Origin of the sequence: Rhodococcus sp. BP-316 (assembly GCF_019836105.1) — a bacterium.
In the GTDB taxonomy this organism is placed as follows: Bacteria; Actinomycetota; Actinomycetes; order Mycobacteriales; family Mycobacteriaceae; genus Rhodococcoides.
In genome coordinates this window covers 558264-579788 of sequence record NZ_JABUEE010000001.1, presented here as the reverse complement: position 1 = coordinate 579788, position 21525 = coordinate 558264, and the positions used below count along the sequence as shown (strand labels likewise).

Annotated in this window: 24 protein-coding genes; 22 read left to right on the top strand and 2 right to left on the bottom strand. The window is 69.4% G+C overall.

Translation table 11 applies throughout. The annotated features are described in order from the left end of the window. Nucleotides 1-56 precede the first annotated feature (56 nt). The 7 genes from HQ312_RS02700 to trmD all read left to right on the top strand — a co-directional run bounded on the left by HQ312_RS02700 (nucleotide 57) and on the right by trmD (nucleotide 7444). Nucleotides 57-2543: a [protein-PII] uridylyltransferase gene (locus tag HQ312_RS02700; RefSeq protein ID WP_261775694.1), complete on the top strand. Its 2487-nt coding sequence runs from the start codon at nucleotides 57-59 to the stop codon at nucleotides 2541-2543. A gap of 91 nt (nucleotides 2544-2634) precedes the next feature. After that, the gene (ffh, locus tag HQ312_RS02695; RefSeq protein ID WP_056445067.1) at nucleotides 2635-4203 is read left to right on the top strand and encodes a signal recognition particle protein; all 1569 of its coding nucleotides are present in this window, start codon (nucleotides 2635-2637) and stop codon (nucleotides 4201-4203) included. A 31-nt stretch (nucleotides 4204-4234) separates the two neighbouring features. After that, nucleotides 4235-5299, top strand: coding sequence for an amidohydrolase family protein (locus HQ312_RS02690; protein ID WP_222637819.1), 1065 nt, complete (start codon nucleotides 4235-4237; stop codon nucleotides 5297-5299). Between the two features lie 194 nt (nucleotides 5300-5493). Next, complete coding sequence (gene rpsP, locus HQ312_RS02685) at nucleotides 5494-5955, top strand: 30S ribosomal protein S16 (protein WP_027505018.1); 462 nt, start codon at nucleotides 5494-5496, stop codon at nucleotides 5953-5955. Between the two features lie 9 nt (nucleotides 5956-5964). Next, a complete protein-coding gene (locus HQ312_RS02680; protein WP_027505019.1) occupies nucleotides 5965-6207 on the top strand; it encodes an RNA-binding protein in 243 nt (80 codons plus the stop codon). An 8-nt stretch (nucleotides 6208-6215) separates the two neighbouring features. Beyond that, nucleotides 6216-6761, top strand: a complete 546-nt coding sequence (gene rimM / locus HQ312_RS02675) for a ribosome maturation factor RimM (protein WP_222637723.1) — start codon at nucleotides 6216-6218, stop codon at nucleotides 6759-6761. 2 nt (nucleotides 6762-6763) lie between these two features. After that, nucleotides 6764-7444 carry a tRNA (guanosine(37)-N1)-methyltransferase TrmD gene (gene trmD / locus HQ312_RS02670; protein ID WP_056445343.1) on the top strand — a complete coding sequence of 227 codons (681 nt, stop codon included), beginning with the start codon at nucleotides 6764-6766 and terminating at the stop codon, nucleotides 7442-7444. A gap of 9 nt (nucleotides 7445-7453) precedes the next feature. Here trmD and HQ312_RS02665 read toward each other — a convergent pair whose 3' ends face one another. Next, nucleotides 7454-8410 carry a serine hydrolase gene (locus tag HQ312_RS02665; RefSeq protein WP_308123768.1) on the bottom strand — a complete coding sequence of 319 codons (957 nt, stop codon included), beginning with the start codon at nucleotides 8408-8410 and terminating at the stop codon, nucleotides 7454-7456. Nucleotides 8411-8532: 122 nt separating this feature from the next. Between HQ312_RS02665 and HQ312_RS02660 the strand changes: the two genes are divergently transcribed. From HQ312_RS02660 to HQ312_RS02635, 6 genes are all read left to right on the top strand, one after another. Continuing rightward, on the top strand, nucleotides 8533-10854 hold the full coding sequence (locus HQ312_RS02660; RefSeq protein ID WP_222637722.1) for a Tex family protein: 2322 nt from the start codon (nucleotides 8533-8535) through the stop codon (nucleotides 10852-10854). Nucleotides 10855-10919: 65 nt separating this feature from the next. Beyond that, entirely contained in the window at nucleotides 10920-11777 is an 858-nt protein-coding gene (locus HQ312_RS02655; RefSeq protein WP_222637721.1) for a hypothetical protein, read from the top strand. Between the two features lie 191 nt (nucleotides 11778-11968). Next, nucleotides 11969-12310 (top strand): 50S ribosomal protein L19, encoded by a 342-nt coding sequence (gene rplS / locus HQ312_RS02650; protein ID WP_027505024.1) that lies wholly within the window; start codon nucleotides 11969-11971, stop codon nucleotides 12308-12310. A gap of 112 nt (nucleotides 12311-12422) precedes the next feature. Then, nucleotides 12423-13178: a signal peptidase I gene (lepB, locus tag HQ312_RS02645; RefSeq protein WP_222630753.1), complete on the top strand. Its 756-nt coding sequence runs from the start codon at nucleotides 12423-12425 to the stop codon at nucleotides 13176-13178. Between the two features lie 11 nt (nucleotides 13179-13189). Then, complete coding sequence (locus HQ312_RS02640; RefSeq protein ID WP_056445340.1) at nucleotides 13190-13933, top strand: ribonuclease HII; 744 nt, start codon at nucleotides 13190-13192, stop codon at nucleotides 13931-13933. A 7-nt stretch (nucleotides 13934-13940) separates the two neighbouring features. Beyond that, nucleotides 13941-14246: a DUF2469 domain-containing protein gene (locus tag HQ312_RS02635; protein WP_027505026.1), complete on the top strand. Its 306-nt coding sequence runs from the start codon at nucleotides 13941-13943 to the stop codon at nucleotides 14244-14246. 19 nt (nucleotides 14247-14265) lie between these two features. Here HQ312_RS02635 and HQ312_RS02630 read toward each other — a convergent pair whose 3' ends face one another. Further along, entirely contained in the window at nucleotides 14266-14568 is a 303-nt protein-coding gene (locus HQ312_RS02630; RefSeq protein WP_204867859.1) for a hypothetical protein, read from the bottom strand. A gap of 198 nt (nucleotides 14569-14766) precedes the next feature. Between HQ312_RS02630 and HQ312_RS02625 the strand changes: the two genes are divergently transcribed. From HQ312_RS02625 to HQ312_RS02590, 9 genes are all read left to right on the top strand, one after another. After that, nucleotides 14767-15123, top strand: coding sequence for a YraN family protein (locus tag HQ312_RS02625; RefSeq protein ID WP_222630762.1), 357 nt, complete (start codon nucleotides 14767-14769; stop codon nucleotides 15121-15123). Beyond that, nucleotides 15123-16643 (top strand): YifB family Mg chelatase-like AAA ATPase, encoded by a 1521-nt coding sequence (locus tag HQ312_RS02620; RefSeq protein ID WP_222637720.1) that lies wholly within the window; start codon nucleotides 15123-15125, stop codon nucleotides 16641-16643. Before HQ312_RS02625 ends, HQ312_RS02620 begins: the two co-directional genes overlap by 1 nt. Continuing rightward, nucleotides 16592-17989 (top strand): recombinase family protein, encoded by a 1398-nt coding sequence (locus HQ312_RS02615; RefSeq protein WP_222637719.1) that lies wholly within the window; start codon nucleotides 16592-16594, stop codon nucleotides 17987-17989. Before HQ312_RS02620 ends, HQ312_RS02615 begins: the two co-directional genes overlap by 52 nt. Before the next feature lie 181 nt (nucleotides 17990-18170). Further along, a complete protein-coding gene (locus HQ312_RS02610) occupies nucleotides 18171-18356 on the top strand; it encodes an AlpA family transcriptional regulator (protein WP_222637718.1) in 186 nt (61 codons plus the stop codon). Beyond that, entirely contained in the window at nucleotides 18353-18484 is a 132-nt protein-coding gene (locus tag HQ312_RS21770; RefSeq protein ID WP_261781971.1) for a hypothetical protein, read from the top strand. Before HQ312_RS02610 ends, HQ312_RS21770 begins: the two co-directional genes overlap by 4 nt. Nucleotides 18485-18679: 195 nt before the next feature. After that, entirely contained in the window at nucleotides 18680-19075 is a 396-nt protein-coding gene (locus HQ312_RS02605; protein WP_222637717.1) for a hypothetical protein, read from the top strand. A 188-nt stretch (nucleotides 19076-19263) separates the two neighbouring features. Continuing rightward, nucleotides 19264-20463, top strand: a complete 1200-nt coding sequence (locus HQ312_RS02600; RefSeq protein ID WP_222637716.1) for an AAA family ATPase — start codon at nucleotides 19264-19266, stop codon at nucleotides 20461-20463. Nucleotides 20464-20857: 394 nt separating this feature from the next. Then, nucleotides 20858-21118, top strand: a complete 261-nt coding sequence (locus tag HQ312_RS02595; RefSeq protein WP_222637715.1) for a hypothetical protein — start codon at nucleotides 20858-20860, stop codon at nucleotides 21116-21118. Then, nucleotides 21105-21278 carry a hypothetical protein gene (locus tag HQ312_RS02590; RefSeq protein WP_222637714.1) on the top strand — a complete coding sequence of 58 codons (174 nt, stop codon included), beginning with the start codon at nucleotides 21105-21107 and terminating at the stop codon, nucleotides 21276-21278. Before HQ312_RS02595 ends, HQ312_RS02590 begins: the two co-directional genes overlap by 14 nt. Nucleotides 21279-21525 lie beyond the last annotated feature (247 nt).

Genomic DNA, 21525 nt, shown 5'->3' with positions numbered 1-21525 from the left:
TCCCGTCAGTCCGGCCGCGGATCCGCCTCGTTCGACGGGGCGGATCCGCGGCCGATCTGTTTCTCGGCGACACGACACCAGAAGGAGTGAGCCCCGTGGGAGGTTCCGAAGCAGCGGCGGATCTCGTCCGAGCGCGCGAGCAACTGCTCGCCGGCCAGGGCCGGAATCGACGACTGGACGCGACGGCGCTGCGCCAGGCGCTCGTCGATCTGCACGAGTTCTGGCTGACCACCAAGGGTTCCGAGGTGGGCATCAAGCCGGACAGCGGATTCGCCATCGTCGCCGTCGGCGGCCTGGGTCGCCGCGAGATGCTGCCGTACTCGGACCTGGACCTGGTGCTGTTGCACGACGATCTCGATCCCGCGCTCGTCAGCGGTGTGGCCGACCAACTCTGGTACCCGCTGTGGGACGCGCACATCAAGCTCGATCACAGTGTCCGCACGGTTCCGCAGGCTCTGGACGTGGCCGCCCACGACATGACCGCGGCCCTCGGTCTGCTCGACGCCCGACACATCGTGGGCGACGCCGAACTCAGTTCGATGTTGATCGACGGGACCCGGCGTCAGTGGCGCATCGGGATCCGCGATCGGTTCGACGAACTGCACGCGCTGACCCGCACTCGCTGGGGGCGTAGCGGCGAGATCGCCCACCGGGCCGAGCCCGATCTCAAGAGTGGACGCGGCGGACTGCGCGACGTGCAGCTGCTCGACGCGCTCTCCATCGCGCAGCTCACCGACGCGATGCCGGGCCTCGGGCCCGAATCACCGGGCGGTGGACTGGATTTCGCTCACCGACGGATCCTCGACGTCCGTACCGAGCTGCACCGGGTGGCGGGCCGTGCCCGTGATCAGCTGCGAGCGCAGGACGCGGACGAGATCGCCGCCGCGCTCCGTATCGGCGATCGGTTCGATCTCGCACGCGTACTGAGTGATTCGGCGCGCACCATCGTCTACTCGACGGACGTGGGCCTGCGTACCGCCGGGAATGCCATACCGCGACGCGGACTCTCGCGGCTCCGCCGGGTACCTGTGCGTCGGCCCCTGGACGAGGGGGTCGTCGAGCACGCCGGCGAGGTGGTGCTGGCGCGGGACGCCCGCCCCAACAAGGATCCGGGACTGATCATGCGTGTCGCTGCGGCCTCCGCGGTGACAGGGATGCCGATGTCCGCGTCGACCCTGGGCCGGCTGTCCGACAGTGCACCGGAACTGCGCGAGCCGTGGCCGAAGGAGGCACTGAACGACCTGCTGGTGGTCCTCGGATCCGGCCGCCGCGCCATCGACGCGATCGAGGCTCTGGACCGGACGGGCCTGTGGGGGCGTCTGCTTCCCGAGTGGGGGGCGGTGCGCGACCTGCCGCCGCGCGACGCCGTGCACACCTGGACCGTGGATCGCCATCTCGTCGAGACCGCCGCTCACGCGAGCGGTTTCACCACCCGGGTCGCGAGGCCCGACCTGCTGGTCCTCGGGGCACTGCTGCACGACATCGGCAAGGGCCGCGGGGGAGACCACAGCATCGTCGGCGCGGATCTGGCCACGCAGGTGGGCAAGCGGCTCGGTCTGTGGCCGTCGGACGTCCGGCTGCTCGAGGCGATGGTGCGCCACCATCTGCTCCTGCCGGACACCGCGACCCGACGCGACCTGGACGATCCCGCGACGGTGCAGCGGGTGGTCGACGCGCTGGACGGCGATCCGATCCTGCTCGAACTCCTGCACGCGCTGGCCGAGGCGGACTCGCTCGCGACGGGACCCGGTGTCTGGGGGGACTGGAAGTCCTCGCTCATCGGTGAGCTCGTGCGGCGCTGCCGCATGATCATGGCCGGTGAATCACTGCCGACGCCCGATCCGATCGACGCGGCGCTCGCGGCCCGCGCCGCCGAGGGCGGAGTCGACGTCGATCTGCAGCCGTCGGACAGTCCGCACACGTTCGAGGTGACGGTGACCGCGCCGGACAGGCTCGGCCTGCTGTCCAACGCGTCGGGCGTGCTCGCTCTGGCCGCGCTGCGGGTGCTGTCCGCGTCCGTGGTCAGCGCGAACGGGTTCGCGATCAACCGCTTCGTCGTCACGCCCACCTTCGGGGCGCCGCCCCAGCCCGGCCTGCTGCGCCAGGAGCTCATCCGGGCACTCGACGGGGACCTCGACCTGCTCGCGCAACTCGACCTCAAGGAGGCCGGGGCACGGATCGCCGCGTCGGACGGCGATCTCGGAGCGCTCGACTCGTCGGAGGTGCTGCTGTACGCGCAGGCGCCGCCGCGGGTGCTGTGGTTCGACGGTCCGGACGGTGACTCCGTGATCGTGGAGGTCCGCGCCGAGGATCGGCTCGGGCTGCTGTGCCGGCTCTCGTCCGTCTTCGAGAAGCACGGTGCCGACGTGCGCTGGGCCAAGGTCACCACCCGCGGATCCTCGGTGGTGGACGCGTTCTGCGTCGACACCAGCGGGGCGTCGGAGGGCGGCGCCGGATCGCGGGCACAGCGCGAGGAGCTCGAACGCGCGCTGCTGGCCGTCGTCCCCGCCCTGCGTCCGAAGGAGCCCGAGTCGGACGACTGAGGTACGCGTCGGGCCGGGCCACCGCCGGGTCGATCGACCGTTAGTCTGGTCGACGGAGTCTTCACTTCTCTCGCGATGTTCAGGAGTATCGGTGTTCGAATCACTGTCCGACAGATTGACCGGAAGCCTCAAGGATCTGAGAGGCAAGGGTCGGCTCTCGGGCGCCGACATCGATGCGGTGTGCCGCGAGATCCGCCTGGCACTGCTCGACGCCGACGTCGCGCTGCCGGTCGTGCGCGCTTTCATCACTCGGATCAAGGAGCGCGCGAAGGGCGCCGAGGTCTCCGCTGCTCTCAACCCCGCGCAGCAGGTCGTCAAGATCGTCAACGACGAGCTCGTCGGCATCCTCGGTGGCGAGACCCGGCGGGTGGAGTTCGCGAAGAACCCGCCGACCGTCATCATGCTGGCCGGTCTGCAGGGCTCCGGTAAGACGACACTCGCCGGCAAGCTAGCCAAGTGGCTCAAGGACCAGAACCACACCCCGCTCCTCGTGGCCTGCGACCTCCAGCGCCCCGGTGCGGTGAGTCAGCTCCAGATCGTCGGCGAGCGTGCGGGCGCCGCCGTCTTCGCGCCGCATCCGGGCACGTCGATCGGCGGCGGCGAGAATGCCCTCGGCGTGACCGCGGCCGATCCGGTGGAGGTCGCTCGCGCCGGTGTCGCGGAGGCCAGGGCCAAGCAGTACGACGTCGTCATCGTCGACACCGCGGGCCGTCTCGGTATCGACACCGAGCTCATGGGCCAGGCCGCCGGTATCCGCGACGCGACGAACCCCGACGAGATCCTGTTCGTGCTCGACGCGATGATCGGCCAGGACGCCGTCAGCACGGCGCAGGCCTTCCAGGACGGTGTCGGCTTCACCGGCGTCGTGCTGACCAAGCTCGACGGCGACGCCCGCGGTGGCGCCGCGCTGAGCGTCCGCGAGGTCACCGGTCGACCGATCATGTTCGCGTCGACGGGCGAGAAGCTCGAGGACTTCGAGATCTTCCACCCGGATCGCATGGCGAGCCGCATCCTCGGCATGGGCGACCTGCTCAGCCTCATCGAGCAGGCCGAGACCGTCTTCGACGCGAAGCAGGCGGAGGACACCGCCGCGAAGATCGGGTCCGGCCAGTTGACGCTCGAGGACTTCCTCGAGCAGATGATGGCGATCCGCAAGATGGGACCGATCGGCAACCTGCTCGGCATGCTGCCCGGTGCCGGTCAGATGAAGGACGCCCTCGCGTCGGTGGACGACAAGCAGCTCGACCGCGTGCAGGCCATCATCCGCGGTATGACACCCGCCGAGCGGGCCGATCCGAAGATGATCAACGCCTCCCGTCGTCTGCGCATCGCCAACGGTTCCGGTGTGAAGGTCTCCGACGTCAACCAGCTCGTCGACCGCTTCTTCGAGGCCCGCAAGATGATGGCGTCGATGGCCGGCCGCATGGGCATGCCCGGCGCGCGCAAGCAGGTTCAGCGCAGCAACAAGAAGGGCAAGAAGGGGAAGAAGGGCGGTCGCGGACCCACACCGCCGAAGGGCGTGCGGGGAGGCTTCCCCGGTATGCCGGGCGGAATGCCCGCGGGGATGCCCGATCTGTCCTCGATGCCGAAGGGCCTCGACCAGCTTCCGCCGGGCCTCGAGGGCATCGACCTGTCGCAGCTGAAGCTCCCCAAGAAGTAGGGCGGAGCACGCGGTGCGCATCTCGCCGAGTCTGCATCTGCGCGGCGTCGTGCTGCCCGGCCACGACGAGGTGGACGTCTGGGTGCGAGACGGCCTCGTCTCACTGGATCCGGTTCCCGGTGCCACCACGGTGGCGCGGGGCGGCTGGATCGTTCCGGGTCTCGTCGACGCGCACTGCCATGTCGGTATCACGTACGGCGGCGGGCACGAGGATCACGACGGCACCGTCGCGCAGGCCACCACCGAGCGCGAGGTGGGTGCGCTGCTGCTGCGTGACGCGGGATCGCCCGTCGACACCCGCGCACTCGACGACCACGAGGATCTGCCGCGCATCATCCGCGCGGGTCGGCACATCGCGATGCCCAAGCGCTACATTCCCGGCCTCGCCGTCGATCTCGAGGACGAGTCGCAACTGCCCGAGGCCGTGGCTCAGCAGGCGCGCCTCGGCGACGGGTGGGTCAAGCTGGTCGGCGACTGGATCGACCGCGAGGTCGGCGACCTCGCACCCTTGTGGGACGACGCGGTCCTGCGCCGGGCCATCGACGCCGCCCACGCCGAGGGCGCCCGGGTCACTGCGCACGTCTTCGGCGAGGACGCGCTGCCCGGGCTGATCGGTGCCGGCATCGACTGCATCGAACACGGCACCGGCCTGACCGACGAGACCATCGAGATGATGGTCGAGCACGGAACCGCACTGGTGCCCACGCTCATCAACATCGAGACCTTTCCGTCGATCGCCGACTCGGCCACCCGTTACCCGCGCTACGCCGATCACATGCGCGATCTGCACGCCCGAGTGGCGGACACGGTGGGGCGCGCGCACGACGCCGGAGTCCCGATCTACGCGGGCACCGACGCGGGCGGCAGCATCGAGCACGGGCGGGTGGCCGACGAGGTGGCGGCGCTGGTGGGCGTGGGCCTGTCGCCGACCGACGCCCTGGGTGCGGCCAGTTGGACGGCGCGGCGGTGGCTCGGGCGTGCGGGCATCGAGCACGGCGCACCCGCGGATCTGGTGTTCTACTCCACGGACCCACGAACCGGGCCGGACGTCCTGTCGGCGCCGGACGTGGTGGTCTTGCGCGGCCGGATCTGGTGACCGGGCTGGGATTATGACGCTCGGGCGGTGTCTGGCAGAATAAGGCGCTGTTCGCCCGTCTCCGGTTCCGTACCGAGCGGCGGTCACAACACCCATCCACCGCAAAACCGGGTGCGCATGCCGTGCGCATCGCTGAATTGCGCCGTGACCAGCGGTCGCGTCCTGCGACCACATCGAAAGAGGCTTCGTTTCACATGGCAGTCAAGATCAAGCTCACCCGTCTCGGCAAGATCCGCAACCCGCAGTACCGCGTCGTCATCGCCGACGCGCGTACCCGTCGCGGTGGCCGTGCCATCGAGACCGTCGGCAAGTACCACCCGAAGGAAGAGCCGTCGCTGATCGAGATCGATTCCGATCGCGTGCAGCACTGGCTGAGCGTGGGCGCACAGCCCACCGAGCCCGTCGAGGCACTCCTCAAGATCACCGGTGACTGGCAGAAGTTCAAGGGCCTGCCGGGCGCCGAGGGCACGCTCCGCGTCAAGGAGCCGAAGCCGTCCAAGCTGGACCTGTTCAACGCTGCGCTCGCCGCCGCCGACAACGAGCCCGTCGCCGAGGCCACCACGCCGAAGAAGAAGAAGGCCGCCAAGGCGGACGACGCCGAGAGCGCACCGGCAGACGAGACCGCGGACGCCACCGCCGAGTCCACCGAGAAGTAGGACCCACCTGTGAGCACCATGGTCGCCGACGCCGTCGAGCATCTGGTTCGCGGCATCGTGTCCAATCCGGACGACGTTCGTGTCGAGATGATCACCGGTCGCCGTGGCCGGACCGTCGAGGTGCACGTGCACCCCGACGATCTGGGTAAGGTCATCGGCCGTGGCGGTCGTACCGCCACCGCGCTCCGTACCCTCGTCTCGGGTATCGGCGGCCGTGGGATCCGTGTCGACGTCGTCGACACCGATCGCTGATCACCGACGTGGAGCTCGTCGTGGGCCGCGTGGCCAAGTCGCACGGCATCAAGGGCGAGGTCGTCGTGGAGGTCCGCACGGACGATCCTGACGAGCGGTTCGCTCCGGGATCCGTTCTGCACGGCCGTGCGCGTCGCGACAACAGCACGACCGACTACACGGTGGAAGCCGCCCGGGAGCATTCCGGGCGGCTTCTGCTGCGTCTGAAGGGAATCGACGATCGCAGTACCGCCGACGCGATGCGCGGCACCGTGTTCGTCGTCGACACCGCGGATCTACCCCCGTCCGACGATCCGGACGAGTTCTACGACCACGAGCTCGAGGGCATGACGGTGCAGTTCGCTCCGGATCACCAGTCGGCGGGCACGGTGATCGGCACGGTCAGCGAGGTGCTGCACTCCGCTGCGGGGGAGTTGCTGTCGATCACGCCGGCCGACGAGAACGTCGGCCGCGAACTGCTCGTACCGTTCGTGTCCGCGATCGTGGTGTCGGTCTCCCGCGAGACGCGGACCGTCGAGATCGACCCGCCCGAAGGGCTTCTGGACGGCGAGTGACCATGCGTATCGACGTGGTGACGATCTTCCCCGAGTACCTCGAGCCCATGCGTACCGCGCTGCTGGGCAAGGCCGTGCAGAACGGTCTGGTGACCCTCGGTGTCCACGACCTCCGGGACTGGACACACGACGTGCACAAGGCGGTCGACGACTCGCCCTACGGCGGCGGCCCCGGCATGGTCATGAAGCCGACGGTGTGGGGAGACGCGTTGGACGACGTCATGCGCGACGCCGACCCGATCCTGGTGGTGCCCACGCCCGCCGGAGTGCCCTTCACCCAGCGCACCGCCGAGAGATGGTCGCGCGAGGATCATCTGGTGTTCGCATGCGGCCGCTACGAGGGCATCGATCAGCGAGTCTTCGACGACGCGGCGACCCGGGTGCGCGTCGAGGAAGTCAGCATCGGGGACTATGTGCTCATCGGCGGCGAGGCCGCGGTGCTGGTGATGACCGAGGCCGTGACGCGGCTGCTGCCCGGCGTCCTGGGCAATCAGCTCTCGCACCAACAGGACTCGTTCTCCGACGGTCTCCTCGAGGGGCCGGGATACACCCGACCGGCCACGTGGCGCGGCCTGGACGTGCCGCCGGTCCTGTTGTCCGGCAACCACTCCCGCATCGAACAGTGGCGGCGGGAACAGTCGCTCGAGCGTACCGCTCAGCGCCGGCCCGACCTCCTGCCCTGACGCGATCTCTCAGGCGACGACCCCGGTGGGGAACAGGATCTTCAGCGCGCCGGTGACGGTGACGCGCGCGTGCTTGGCGCCGTCGTCGTCCGTCACCGCGGTGTCCGCCGTCGTCTCCGCGCTGCCGCCGTCCGCGCCGTACCAGGGATCCTCCCGCGAGAGCACCGCCACCACGTAGCGCTCCCCGTCGCCGACGAACCCGGTGCTCAGGTGGATCCACCGACCGTCGACGCAGCACATCCAGCCTTGCTTGACCCCGCGGACCGTCTCGCCCGGGAGTGCCCGCGGGATGCCGAAGGTCTGGGGATAGCCGTCCGCTCCCTCGGGGGTGAAGGCCTCGAGGTCTCCGACGACAGTCGCCCGGTCCGCCGGGTTCAGTCCGCCGGTGCCGTCGAGGACGGCGTCGTAGTACCTCACCAGGTCCGCCGCGGTGGTCCGGGTGTTCCACCAGATCCCGTCCGCCGACGCGGCTGTGGCGGGCAGGCCGTAGCGGCCGGCGACGCGTGCCACGACGTCGGATCCACCGGCGGCGTCCCACAGGACCTGTGCCGCACTGTCGTCCGACGACGAGAGCATCGGCGCGATGAGGGCACGGGACTCCTCGTCGAGGGCGAACTCGCCGCGCGACGAGCGGTAGAGCAGATCGTCGGCGATGAACAACTTGACCACCGACGCCGTCTCGATCGGATCGTTGTCACCGGAACCCATGTACGTCCCGGTCTCCCGATCGAGGAAGCCGATGGAGAGCGTCGCGCCGCGAGCGGCCGCGCCGTCGAGTGCCTGCTGCAGGCGGCCGGTGAGGTCCGGTGCCATCGGCATCTCGGGTTCGGGGAACTCCGGTGCGACCGGGATCGTCGTCGCCGCCGGGTCGGCCGGCTGCGCGCAGGCCGCCGCCATCGTGGTGGCGAGCGCCACCGCCGCCATCATGGTGGAGGCTCGTCGCAGGCGCGCCGAAGGAGTTGTCACGTGACTACCGTTCTGTCATCGAGTGCCCCCACATTCGAGAGTGGACGTACCGGGCGCGTCGGCGCTCGGAACCCGGGGCGGCACCGTCACTCCACGGTACCGGCGCGGTAGGGTCCATCGCCGTGACGACCGCTGTGAAATCTGTCAATCGCCGGATCGCCGAGGAGCTCGACGTCGCGGAGGAGCGCGTACGCGCCGCCGTGGACCTGCTCGACGGGGGTGCGACGGTGCCGTTCATCGCGCGCTACCGCAAGGAGGTCACGGGCACGCTCGACGACACCCAGCTGCGCACGATCGACGAGCGACTGCGATACCTGCGCGAGCTCGACGAGCGCCGCGCCGCGATTCTCGAGTCCATCCGCTCGCAGGGCAAGCTCGACGACGCGCTCGAGGACTCGATCGTGCTCGCGGACACCAAGGCGCGCCTCGAGGACATCTACCTCCCGTTCAAACCGAAGCGCCGCACCAAGGCGCAGATCGCGCGCGAGGCCGGCCACCAGCCCGTGGCGGACGCCCTGCTGTCCGATCCGACCACCGATCCGACGTCCTTCGACGAGGAGCAGCTCGCCGGTGCGCGCGCGATCCTCGTCGAGCACTTCGCCGAGGACGCCGACCTCGTCGGGTCGCTGCGCGAGCTGATGTGGACCCGTGGCCGGTTGACCAGCGCGGTGCGACCGGGCAAGGAGACGGACGGTGCGAAGTTCTCCGACTACTTCGCGTTCTCCGAGTCCTTCACCTCCGTTCCGTCCCATCGAGTACTGGCAGTCCTGCGCGGGGAGAAGGAGGAGGTGCTCTCCCTCACGATGGATCCGGAGCCGAACACCGACGAACCCGCACCCGGTAACTCGTCGGTGTACGAGACCCGCATCGCGGCGCGCTTCGGTATCGGCGACCACGGCCGTGCGGCCGACCGGTGGCTCCTCGACACGGTGCGATGGGCGTGGCGGACCAAGCTTCTGGTCAGCCTGGGCATCGACACCCGCATGCGCCTGCGGCAGTCCGCGGAGGAGCGCGCGGTCGACGTCTTCGCCTCCAACCTTAAGGACCTGCTGTTGGCGGCGCCCGCCGGCAGTCGCACCACCATGGGCCTCGACCCCGGGTTCCGCACGGGGACCAAGGTCGCGATCGTGGACCCCACCGGCAAGGTCCTCGCGTACGACACCATCTATCCGCACAAGCCCCAGGGCAAGTGGAACGAGGCGCTCGCGACGCTGGCCGCACTGGCGGCGAAGCACCGTGTCGATCTGCTGGCCATCGGCAACGGCACCGCGTCGCGTGAGACCGACGCGCTGGCGGCGGAACTCATCGCGAAGTACCCGGACGCGAACCTGACCAAGGCGATGGTCTCCGAGGCCGGCGCCTCCGTGTACTCCGCGTCCGCCTACGGGTCGCGCGAACTGCCCGATCTCGACGTCTCGATCCGCGGCGCGGTCTCCATCGCCCGTCGTCTGCAGGATCCCCTCGCGGAACTGGTGAAGATCGACCCGAAGTCGATCGGCGTGGGGCAGTACCAGCACGACGTCTCGGAATCCATGTTGGCGCGTTCCCTGGGCGCCGTCGTCGAGGACGCGGTGAACGCGGTCGGCGTCGACGTCAACACCGCCAGCGTGCCTCTGCTCGCGCGCGTCTCCGGCGTGGCCACCACTCTCGCCGAGTCGATCGTCACGCACCGCGACGAGAACGGCCCCTTCCGATCCCGATCCGCACTGCAGAAGGTTCCGCGGCTCGGGCCCAAGGCCTTCGAGCAGTGCGCCGGGTTCCTCCGCATCACCGACGGCGACGACCCCCTCGACCGGTCGAGCGTGCACCCCGAGGCATATCCCGTGGTGCGCCGCATCGTCGACAGGGCCGGCATGGGAGTCCGTGAGGTGATCGGCAACGAGCGGGTGCTGAGGTCCCTGCGCCCGCAGGACTTCGTCGACGACCGGTTCGGACTCCCGACCGTCACCGACATCCTGTCCGAGCTCGAGAAGCCCGGCCGCGATCCGCGTCCGGAGTTCGCCACCGCCACCTTCGCGGCCGGTGTCGAGAAGGTCGCCGACCTCCGACCGGGCATGGTGCTCGAGGGAGTGGTGACCAACGTGGCGGCCTTCGGCGCCTTCGTCGACGTGGGTGTGCACCAGGACGGACTCGTCCACGTCTCGGCGATGTCCGACCGCTTCGTCTCGGACCCGCACGACGTCGTCAAGTCCGGACAGGTCGTGCGCGTGAAGGTCATGGAGGTCGACCTGCCGCGCCAGCGGATCGGCCTGTCCCTGCGATTGACCGACGAGATCGGCGGTACGGCAGCGGCATCGGCTCCACGCGGCGGGTCGGGAGGCCAGGGCGCGCGGAACAGGCAGAAGACCGGAGCCGGACCGCGCAAGGGAGCGCAGTCCTCGGCACCGGCCGCGGCAACGGGATCGATGGCCGATGCCCTGCGGAAGGCGGGCTTCGGAAAGTAGAGGGTGTCGCGGCGGCGCGGATAGACTTCCTCGTCACAGGACGGGCACGGCAGGAAGGCGCTGCGATGGAGCGGTGGATGCACCACGTCTCCGACGAGGGGCGCATCCCGCTGCTGTTCTTCCTCGTCGGGTTCATCGCCGGGTTCGTCTTCATCCGGTTCAGCGTCCGCATGATCCGCGCGCAGGTGTCCTGGTGGCCGGGCAACGTCACGCCGGGCGGACACCACGTGCATCACGTCGTGTTCGGTGTGATCGCCATGCTGGTCTCGGGTATCGCGATGATCACCGTGTACGTCGACGGCACCCAGACCACGGGCGCGGCGCTCGCGGCGTTCTTCGGTATCGGTGCGGCACTGGTACTCGACGAGTTCGCGCTCATCTTCTACCTGGAGGACGTGTACTGGGCCGAGCAGGGCCGCACCTCCGTCGACGCGGTCTTCGTCGCCGTGGCCGCCACCGTCATGCTGCTGTTCGGTCTCAAACCGCTCGAGTTCTTCGACGTCGCCGGCTTCCGTGACGATCCCAGCGTCGCGGTGCGGAGCATCATCGTCGTCCTGGCCGCGCTCAATCTCCTCCTCGCCGCGATCGTCCTCGCGAAGGGCAAGATCTGGACCGGGCTCGCCGGCCTGTTCTTTCTGCCGCTGCTCGTGATCGGCGCGATCCGGATCGGCCGGCCGGGGTCACCCTGGGCGCGCTGGCGCTACACCCGACGCCCGCGGCGGATGGAGAAGGCCCTGCGGCGCGAGCGCAACCTGCGCCGTCCCGTCGTCCGCGCGAAGATCTGGATGCAGGACGCCATCGCGGGCACGCCCGACGTCGCGCACGTGCGCGCCGCTGCCGAGGACGAACTCGATCGCATCGTCGTTCCGGCGCCGGCGCCGGGGGAGTCGCGCCCCGATCGCGAATCGGTCGGCGCGGGCTGATCCGGCCGATTTCGTCGGGCACCGGTTCTCTGGCACAATCGTGGGGTTGCCTGACACCGGGCGTGCTACTCGCATGCCCGGCATCCGGTGGACACCTATTCGGAGTACGAACCAGTCGAGCGTCGACGGCATCCGCCGACGGCAGCCGCTCGGGTCCTCTGCTCGAGATCTCGTCACAGCAAGGATGAACCATGAACACCCTGGATTTCCTGGACAAGCAGTCGCTGCGCAGCGACATTCCCGAGTTCCGCCCGGGCGACACACTGAACGTGCACGTGAAGGTCATCGAGGGCTCCAAGGAGCGCGTGCAGATCTTCAAGGGCGTCGTCATTCGGCGTCAGGGTGGCGGCATCCGCGAGACCTTCACGGTCCGCAAGGTGTCCTTCGGCGTCGGCGTGGAGCGCACCTTCCCCGTCCATACCCCGAACATCGCCCAGATCGACGTGCTGACCCGCGGTGACGTGCGTCGCGCGAAGCTGTACTACCTGCGCGAGCTGCGCGGCAAGGCAGCCAAGATCAAGGAGAAGCGCTGATCTTCGGCGTTCCACTCGCTGGACGGCCGGACACAGGGGACTCGTTCCCCGGTGTCCGGCCGTTCTGCGTCCCGGCCGTTCTGCACCGCGGCGCTGCCGCTAATCTTGACCCGTGACGGACGAGCGCGCGGGCGACGACAACGACGAGGCGCAGCGAACCAAGAAGCCACGGTCCTTCTGGCGTGAGCTCCCGATTCTCATCCTGGTCGCCCTGGTGCTCAGCTTCCTCTTGCAGACCTTCGTCGCGAGGGTGTACCTGATCCCCTCGGAATCGATGGAGCCGACCTTGCACGGCTGCACTGGTTGCACCGGTGACCGCATCGTCGTGGAGAAGATCGGGTACCGCTTCGGCGATCCGACGGCCGGTGACGTCGTCGTGTTCCGCGGACCGCCGTCCTGGGACGGCGACTACGTCTCCACGCGGTCGTCCAACGTCGTCGTCCGCGGCGCTCAGGAACTCGGATCCCTCGTCGGCCTGGTCGCACCGGACGAGAACGATCTGGTCAAGCGCGTCATCGCCACCGGCGGTCAGACCGTCGAGTGCTGCGACGAGCAGGGGCGCGTTCTCGTCGACGGCAAGCCGCTCGACGAGCCGTACATCACCATGGACTTCGACTTCGTGCCCGGCACGCTCACGTGCGACACCCCGATCCGTTCCGGGCGGTGCTTCGGGCCCGTCACCGTGCCCGAGGGCAACGTGTGGGTCATGGGTGACAACCGCAGCAACTCCGCCGACTCGCGCTTCCACGTCGCCGACGAACTGCAGGGAACCATCCCGCTGGACAACGTGATCGGCAAGGCGCAGGCCATCGTGCTGCCGCCCGGTCGCTGGGGTCTCATCGACGATCCGGACATCCAGGGGCAGTGAGTTCGGGGCCCATGAAGTCGACCACGCGGCTCTCCCGGACGTCGTGGCCGCCGCGCACCGTCATCCGGCGTGCGGGTGGCATGCGCACCATGGAGTCGGCCCTTCTCCGGTCGGGGCTCGGGCCCGTGGCGGGCGTGGACGAAGCGGGTCGTGGCGCCTGTGCGGGCCCACTGGTCATCGCCGCGTGCATCCTGGGCGATCGCGCCCGCGCCGCGCTGGACCTTCTGGACGACTCGAAGAAGTTGAGTGAGAAGACGCGGGAGTCGTTGTTCCCGAAGGTGATCCGCTGGGCGACGGCATACTCGATCGTCACCGTCCCCGCGGCCGAGATCGACCGCATCGGCATCCACGTCGCCAACATCGAGGGCATGCGCCGCGCGGTAGCCGGACTGTCGGTCGACCCCGGGTACGTCCTGACCGACGGTTTTCGGGTGCCCGGGCTTCCCGCGCCGTCACTCCCGGTGATCGGTGGGGACGCCACCGCGGCCTGTATCGCCGCCGCGAGCGTGCTCGCCAAGGTGCACCGCGACCGCATCATGCGCTCACTCGACGGAGACATCCCCGGCTACGACTTCTCCGTACACAAGGGCTACAACACGACGCTGCACACGGACGCCCTCGCCCGTCTCGGGGCGAGCCGGGAGCACCGTCGCTCGTGGTCGAACGTCGCCTGCCTCGAGGATGCCGGCGCCGCACCGACGGTGTCGCCGCAGGAGCGGGGTCGATGGGAACACGAGGGCGCCGATGCGCGATGATGGCGGCATGAGTGCCGAGGATCTCGAGAAGTACGAAACCGAGATGGAACTGTCGCTGTACCGGGAGTACCGCGACATCGTCGGCCAGTTCACCTACGTGGTGGAGACCGAGCGTCGCTTCTATCTCGCGAACTCGGTGGAGATGATCCCGCGGAACGCGGACGGCGAGATCTACTTCGAGGTGCGGATGTCCGATGCGTGGGTGTGGGACATGTACCGACCCGCGCGCTTCGTCAAGCACGTCCGGGTGATCACGTTCAAAGACGTCAACATCGAGGAACTCGACAAGCCGGATCTGCGACTTCCTGAGTGACGGGGACTTCCCGAGTGAATCAGCGCTGATCCGTTCCCAGGATCCGCGCGTTGAGGTGCCACCCCTCGTAGCCGTCGTCCACGCCGCCGCGCTGGTCGTGCTCGATCGACGCGCGCGGAATGGACAGGATGCGTGCCGTCCGTAGCGCCCACGAGTAGTCGCCGCACCCCACCTCCCTGGTCGATTCCCGACCCAGCGCATCGTTCGACGTCCACAGCAGTGCATAGGGGTGAGCGGGCCGCCGATCGTCCGGCACGCGGCGGAGAAGGAACTCACTGCCGGACGGCGTCCCGCTCGCCGACGAGTCGCGTGCAGTGTTCATGACCCGATCATCGCAAACCCCACGGCCGAGCGCCGCGCAACAGGGGGTTTCGGTGGTCCGTCATCCCCGGGTCGAGCGTCGTCCCCGGGTTTTCTGCGGCCGCAGGTCGGCGCCGCGGCACGGTCGCCGCGTGCCTGCACAGTCGTGCTCCGACACCGGGTGTGCCCACCACCGGGCACCGGGTCGGCGAGGAGAGCCATGGCGACGAACGCGGAAATGGGCAGAGCGGGCGAGGAAGCTGCCGCGTCGTATCTGACGACGGTGGGTCTGCGCATTCTCGACCGCAACTGGCGGTGCCGGCACGGCGAGGTCGACATCATCGGCGTGGACGGCGACATCGTCGTGTTCGTCGAGGTGAAGACCCGCTCCGGCGATGGGTACGGCACTCCGGCCGAGGCGGTCACGCCGGCGAAGGCGCAGCGCATCCACCGGCTGGCCGGGCTGTGGCTCGCCGAGCGGTCCGGTCCGTGGGTGCCGGTGCGGTTCGACGTCGTGGAGGTCGTGATCGCCGACGGCCGGGGGCCTCTGCTCTCGCATCTGAGGGCGGCGTTCTGATGGCGCTGGGACGGACGTTCTCGGTCGCCGTCACGGGCATCGACGGCATCCTCGTGGAGATCGAGGCCGACGTGGGGCGGGGCCTACCGGGCGTGCACGTGGTCGGACTCCCCGATGCGGCGCTGCAGGAGTCACGGGACCGAGTGCGGGCCGCGGTGAACAACTCCGGCCAGAGCTGGCCCGCGTCCAAGGTGGTGCTCGCGCTGTCGCCGGCCACACTCCCGAAAGTGGGATCCGTGTACGACCTGGCACTGGCGTGCGCGGTGCTCGGCGCCGCCAAGGTGGTGCCGCCGGGTCTGTTGGCCTCGACGGTGCTGGTGGGGGAGCTGGCACTCGACGGGCGGGTGCGGAGCGTGCGAGGGGTCCTTCCCGCCGTGCTCGCCGCACGCGGAGCGGGATGGACCCGCGTGGTGGTGCCGCAGGACAGCCTCGCCGAGGCGGGCCTGGTGGGCGGGATCGAGGTACTCGGGGCCGCGCATCTGCGGCAGGTGATCGAGTGGCTCTCGCACCGGTGCACTCTCCCGGAACCGATGCCGACACGGCCGGGTCCGGAGCCCCGGTACGGCGATCTCGCCGACGTGGTCGGACAGTCCGAAGCACGCTGGGCTCTCGAGGTCGCGGCCGCCGGCGCACACCATCTGATGTTCACGGGACCGCCCGGTATCGGCAAGACGATGCTCGCGGGTCGGCTGCCCGGCCTGCTGCCGCCGCTGACGGAGGGTCAGGCCCTGGAGGTGACGGCGGTGCACTCCGTCGCGGGGACACTCACGGCGGAGTGTCCGTTGATCACCACCGCCCCGTTCATCGCGCCGCATCACACCACCTCGGTGGCGGCACTGGTGGGCGGCGGAAGCGGCATGGCGCGACCGGGTGCGGTGAGCCGGGCGCACCACGGCGTGCTCTTCCTCGACGAGTGCGCCGAGATGTCGGTGCGCGTGCTGGAGGCACTGCGTACCCCGCTGGAGGACGGCGAGGTGCGCATCGCGCGGCGCGACGGGGTCGCCCGCTATCCCGCTCGCTTCCAACTGGTGCTGGCGGCCAATCCGTGTCCGTGCGCCTCGCCGCGGACCGCCGACTGCGTGTGTGCGCCGAACGCCCGCCGGCGCTACCTCGGCAAGCTGTCCGGACCACTGCTCGACCGGGTGGACCTGCGGCTGTCGATGCAGCCCGCTGCGACCGGAATGTTGACCGACGACGTGGGGGAGACGACCGAGGTGGTGCGCGGCAGAGTGACGGCAGCGCGGCAGGCGGCGGCGGAACGGTGGTCCGAGTTCGGCTGGCAGACCAATGCCGAAGTACCCGGATCGGCACTGCGCCAGCGCTTCCGGCTCGAACGCGAGGCGTTGATCCCGATCGAACGGGCGCTGCGGCGCGGTGGCATCACGGCGCGGGGCGCGGACCGCATCCTGCGCTTAGCCAGCGCACTAACATGGGTGTTATGCGTGTTGCTGTGTATCTACGTCAGTCCATGGACCGTGACGGAAACGAGTACGGGATCGACCGTCAACGTCTCGACGTGATGCGCCTCGTCGAGGCGCGCGGGTGGACTGTGGTCGAGACGTTCGTCGACAACGACGTCTCGGCCATGTCCCGCAAGCCCCGGCCCGCATTCGAGCGCATGTTGGCCGCCGCCGAGGCGGGGGCGTTCGATGTGATCGTTGCCCGCCACCTCGACCGCCTGCTCCGGAGGCTGATCGAGTTGGAGCGGATCCTCGACATGTACGAAACCACCGGGGTAAGTGTCATCACCTCAAACGACAGCATCGACACTGCAACCGACGGGGGGCGTTTGAACGCCCGCATCATGGCCTCGGTCGGCCAACAGGAGGTCGAACGCAAGTCGGCCCGCCAAAAGTCCGCCGCGGCGCAGGCGGCGGCACTAGGCCGGTGGGTCGGTGGCCGCCGCGCGTTCGGTTACGAGGCCGACGGCAAGACGCTGCGCGACGACGAGGCCGCGGCCATCCGAGCCGGGTACGCCGCCCTGCTGGCGGGGGAGACGTTGACCGCCATCGCCCGAGACTGGAACGACCGCGGCCACGCCACGACGCAGAACAAGCGCGACGGCACGCCGAACTCGTGGGCACGCACCGGCGTCCGAGACGTGTTGCTCAACCCGCGCAACGCGGGACTACGCCGCCACCGCCCCACGGGCACGCAGGGGGCGTTCCGCAAGGATCCCGAGGCGTACATCGTCGGGCGTGCCGAGTGGCCCGCCGTGGTCGACGAGGACACGTGGCGGGCCACGGCGGCACTGCTGGCATCACCCGAGCGACGGCGGGCACCGGTCAACGCCAAGGCCCTGTTGACGGGTGTCGCGTTGTGCGGGGTGTGCGGCGCGACGGTCCACGCCGGGGGTGCACGGCGGCACTACCGCACTTATCGGTGCTCGGGGATGGAACACCTCGCACGCAAGGCCGAGCCGGTCGAGGAATACGTCGAGGCCGTCATCGTCGAGCGGTTGTCGCGGCCCGACGCCCTGGCCCTGTTCGCTCCCGAGGTCGAGGCCGAGACGCGGGATCTCGGAACCGAGGCCGACACCCTGCGCCGCCGCCTCGACGACCTGGCCGTCGACTACGCCGACGGCGCACTCACCCGCACGCAGTTCCGCACCGCCAACGAGCGCGTGCGGGCACGACTGGCCGAGATCGAGACCACGATGGCCGCCGCCGGGGCGGGGGATCTCGTGGCCCCGTTGGTCTCGAGCGGTGACGTGGCGGCGGCATGGGCCGAGATGACCGACGCGCGCCGTCGAGCCGTCATCGACGCCCTGGCCGTCGTGACGCTGCGCCCGCTAGGCCGGGGCCGCCACACGTTCACGCCCGAGGCGTTCGCGGCCACCATCGAGATCGAGTGGCGCCGTGCATGAGTTATGCATGATGTGTTGCACCGCAACATTTTCCGAGGGGTAGGGCTGGTGACGGCCGTGAAGTTCCTGTAGCGTCTGAATCAACGGCGCGGCTCGGGTTCACACCCCCGACCGATGTGAGGTGCAACCCCTCCGAACGAGTGACGACCACGACCCTGGCCGTCACTACGTGGGAGAAACCATGGCGATCACCGCCACCACCCGCCGCCTCGTGTCCATCACCGAGGCCGCGGCGTACCTCAACACCAGCACCGCCACCGTGTCTCGGCGCCTTGCCGACGGCACACTCACCCGTCACCGCATCGGGCCGCGCACCGTCCGAGTCGATCTCGACGAGGTAGATCGAGTGTTCGGACTCTCGTCGTGATCGACCCCGCGGTGATCCGCGCGGTGGTCGACGAGGCCCCGGCCCTCACCGCAGAGCAACGCGACCGCCTCTCGACGATCCTGCGCGCCGCCGTCACCCGTCCCGTCGAGGGGCGGTGCGCCGCATGACCGTCATCGCAATCGGGTTGTGCGGCATGGCTATCGGTCACGTGATGACCCGCCTGGCCGGGTCGACGACCGCCGCGGGTCGTGCCGTTCCTGCGCATCGCCGGTAGTCCCGCCACGGACACGACGGACACCCCGGAAACGCGAAAACCCGGCCGTAGCGGGCCGGGTCTCGCACTGCACAGATCGGAACTTGTAGTGACTGAGATCGAGAATACCCCTCACGACGCCGTGACCGCGATGGTGGACGCACTGCGCCGCCTGCGGTCGGCGCCCGCCGTCGAGTACCCCGAGACCACCCTGCGGGTCGGATCGTGGGGCCAGTGGCGCGAACATCTCGACCACGACGCGCCGGTGCCGACGTTCACCAATGCGGCCTCGACCCACCCGGCGGCGGATGGTGTCGATGCGGTGGTGTTGTACGCCGCCATCGAGGCCGTCCTCGACGATCCGGCCATGTTGGTCGAGTTGCGGTACTGGTGGTCCCGCCACCGCCGCTCGATGGGCCAATCGAGTTACGCGGCGGACTCGTCGTTCGCACGGCAAGTCGATGCCGCGCGGCACGTCCTGGCCATCCACGGGGCGGCATCGTGACCGCGCCGGGATGGTTCGACGCACTGACGGTCCCGCAGCGGCGTCGCGTCGTGTCGTGGATGAACGGGCACGCCACCCGACCGTTGTTCCTCGACCCGTCGATACAGAGGCCGACGGGGCGCAGGCGCCCGGCATCGCCGTTGTCATCGCCGCCGTCCGAGTCGGTCGAGGACTACGAGAAACGGCTCGTGGCCAGGAAACAGGCCGAGATGGCGGGCGCGAGGCAGGAGGCCGAGAACGAGCGCGCGTTGATGCGTCTGCGTGCCACCGAGACCGCACACGAGACCGTGGCGCGCGAGAAGGCCGACGCGGCCGGCATCCGTCCACTGACGGCCATGACAATGACGGCCGCCGAGATGATGCTGGCGACACCGCCGCCCGCACTCATCGAGGGCGTGCTCGACGGCGGGGGCATGTCGATGCTCGTCGGCACCCGCGGCACCGGTAAGTCGTTCGTGGCCCTCGACATGGCGTTGAGCATCGCCACGGGCCGCAGGTGGGGCAACCACGACACCCACTCGACCACGGGGCGCGTGTTGTACCTCGTCGGTGAGGGCGGTGGCCGGTCGTTCGGTATCCGCATCGAGGCGTGGTGCAGGCACCACGGTGTCGAGCCGGTCGAACTCGACGGGCGGTTCCTTGCGGTCGACGGGGCGGTGCCGTTCATGTCGTCGAGGTGGGACGAGTTGGTGGCCATGGCCACCGAGTTCGATCCCGACCTCGTGATGATCGACACCCTCAGTCGGCACGCGGTGGGCCTCGAGGAGAACAGCAACAGCGATGCCGCCACCGGCGTGGCCAAGGCCGAGGCCCTGCGTGGCCGCACCGGGTCGGGGATGGTTCTGCACCACCCGCCCAAGGGCGTCACCGGAGGCGTCAACGCGGGCCGAGGCGCCGGTGCGTGGGAGGCCGCCGTGGACACCGTGCTCACGCTCGAGACCGCCGACGAGGGTGTCGTGGTCGTGGAGGCCACGAAACAGAAGCATCGGCCCGAGGGAGTCGTCGGGCACTGGCGTCTCGACCCCGTGCCCGTGACGCCGAACGGCACGTGGTCGTCGTCGTTGGTCCCGGTGCCCGTGGACCCGATGACGTTGCCGAGCGCGACGGCCGGATTGACCGCACTGGCCGCCAAGGCCGCCGCGGTCGAGGCGTGGATCGTCGAGGCCGTGGCCGCCAACCCCGGGAAGGGAGCCTCGACCTACTACCGCGCCACGGGCGTCGAGCGTCTGGTGGTCGTGGACGGCACCGAGGTGGCGTTCTCCAAGGCGGACGCCGAGGCCGCCATCGAGCGACTGAAGGCCACCGGCGCCCTCGTCTGCCACACGGTCGGCGCCCGCCGAAACACGCTCACCGTCGGGTCTGCCAGGGCCGCCGAGGCGTCCTCGTGAGGGCGTCTCGAGGGTGCCGAAATGTTCGTCAGGCACCCCTCGATTTCGACCCTCGTCAGGGGCCTTGCCTGACGAACAATCGGGCCACTCGTTCGTCAGGGGGCCTGACGAACGGCCACCGCCTGTTACCTGCACTTATTCGTTTGTTCGTCAGGTTCGTCAGGTTCGTCAATAGCCACCCTGACAGTGCGGAACGGGCTTCGTCAGGTTCGTCAGGGGGTCTTATCCCTGACGAACTGACGAACGACCGGCCATCGGTGACGAGTGGGGTCGAGATCAACCCCGTTTCGGGCGGCGGCGGCACCGGTAGATCACCACCTGCGGCCCCGGCTCCGAGACCACCTCGGGGCACTGGCACCCGATCCGGCCACACACACCACCGAAAGGCATCCCAGTGAGAACACCACCGGCACAACACCGCGCATGGGCCGCACGCATGGCCCTGGTCACCACGCGCAACTCACAGCCCGAGATGGACCTGTTGCTCGCGCAGATCGACGAACACGAGCACGGCATCAGTGACCTCATCATGGCCCTGGCGTTCGAACTCGGGTCGATGTTCGCCGCCACCGGCAACCTCGACGGCCTCGAGAGGTACGTCGAGGACGTGACGGCCGCGGCGATGGACGAGGGGGCCAGCGGTGCCGCCACGTAAACCGCGGCGGGACAAGTCGTACGACACCCACACGGTGACGCTCGACCCGGTGGACCTCGCGCGCATCGAGCGGCGCGCGGACGCCCGCCGGAAGATGCGTGAGATCCTGGCCGCGCGGTACGGTGCCGACGCGGTGGCCGCCGAGCCGTCGGCCGAGTGATGTGCATTTATGCACACGGGGGGTGTGGTTAGAGTTCGTCCTGACACTGCGTGCCACCGATGCCGGGGCGGGGGTCGGAATCACGAGGTCGGTCGGTGACCTGCACCCCCCTCCCTCGGGCTTCATTCACGTGCTCAACCTGCGGCAATCGGTGTGACGGCATCGAGTGTCACGCCGAGGGCCACCGTGCATCGGTGCACACCGAGCCGACGTGCAGAAATGCACACCGAGGGTGCTACAAACCATG

Excerpts from the sequence above, each read along its gene's own strand:
- rpsP (WP_027505018.1), top strand. The coding sequence starts at position 5,494 with ATGGCAGTCAAGATCAAGCTCACCCGTCTCGGCAAGATCCGCAACCCG.
- trmD (WP_056445343.1), top strand. The coding sequence starts at position 6,764 with ATGCGTATCGACGTGGTGACGATCTTCCCCGAGTACCTCGAGCCCATG.
- HQ312_RS02655 (WP_222637721.1), top strand. The coding sequence starts at position 10,920 with ATGGAGCGGTGGATGCACCACGTCTCCGACGAGGGGCGCATCCCGCTG.
- rplS (WP_027505024.1), top strand. The coding sequence starts at position 11,969 with ATGAACACCCTGGATTTCCTGGACAAGCAGTCGCTGCGCAGCGACATT.
- HQ312_RS02640 (WP_056445340.1), top strand. The coding sequence starts at position 13,190 with ATGAAGTCGACCACGCGGCTCTCCCGGACGTCGTGGCCGCCGCGCACC.
- HQ312_RS02635 (WP_027505026.1), top strand. The coding sequence starts at position 13,941 with ATGAGTGCCGAGGATCTCGAGAAGTACGAAACCGAGATGGAACTGTCG.
- HQ312_RS02630 (WP_204867859.1), bottom strand. The coding sequence starts at position 14,568 with ATGAACACTGCACGCGACTCGTCGGCGAGCGGGACGCCGTCCGGCAGT.
- HQ312_RS02625 (WP_222630762.1), top strand. The coding sequence starts at position 14,767 with ATGGCGACGAACGCGGAAATGGGCAGAGCGGGCGAGGAAGCTGCCGCG.
- HQ312_RS02620 (WP_222637720.1), top strand. The coding sequence starts at position 15,123 with ATGGCGCTGGGACGGACGTTCTCGGTCGCCGTCACGGGCATCGACGGC.
- HQ312_RS02615 (WP_222637719.1), top strand. The coding sequence starts at position 16,592 with ATGGACCGTGACGGAAACGAGTACGGGATCGACCGTCAACGTCTCGAC.
- HQ312_RS02610 (WP_222637718.1), top strand. The coding sequence starts at position 18,171 with ATGGCGATCACCGCCACCACCCGCCGCCTCGTGTCCATCACCGAGGCC.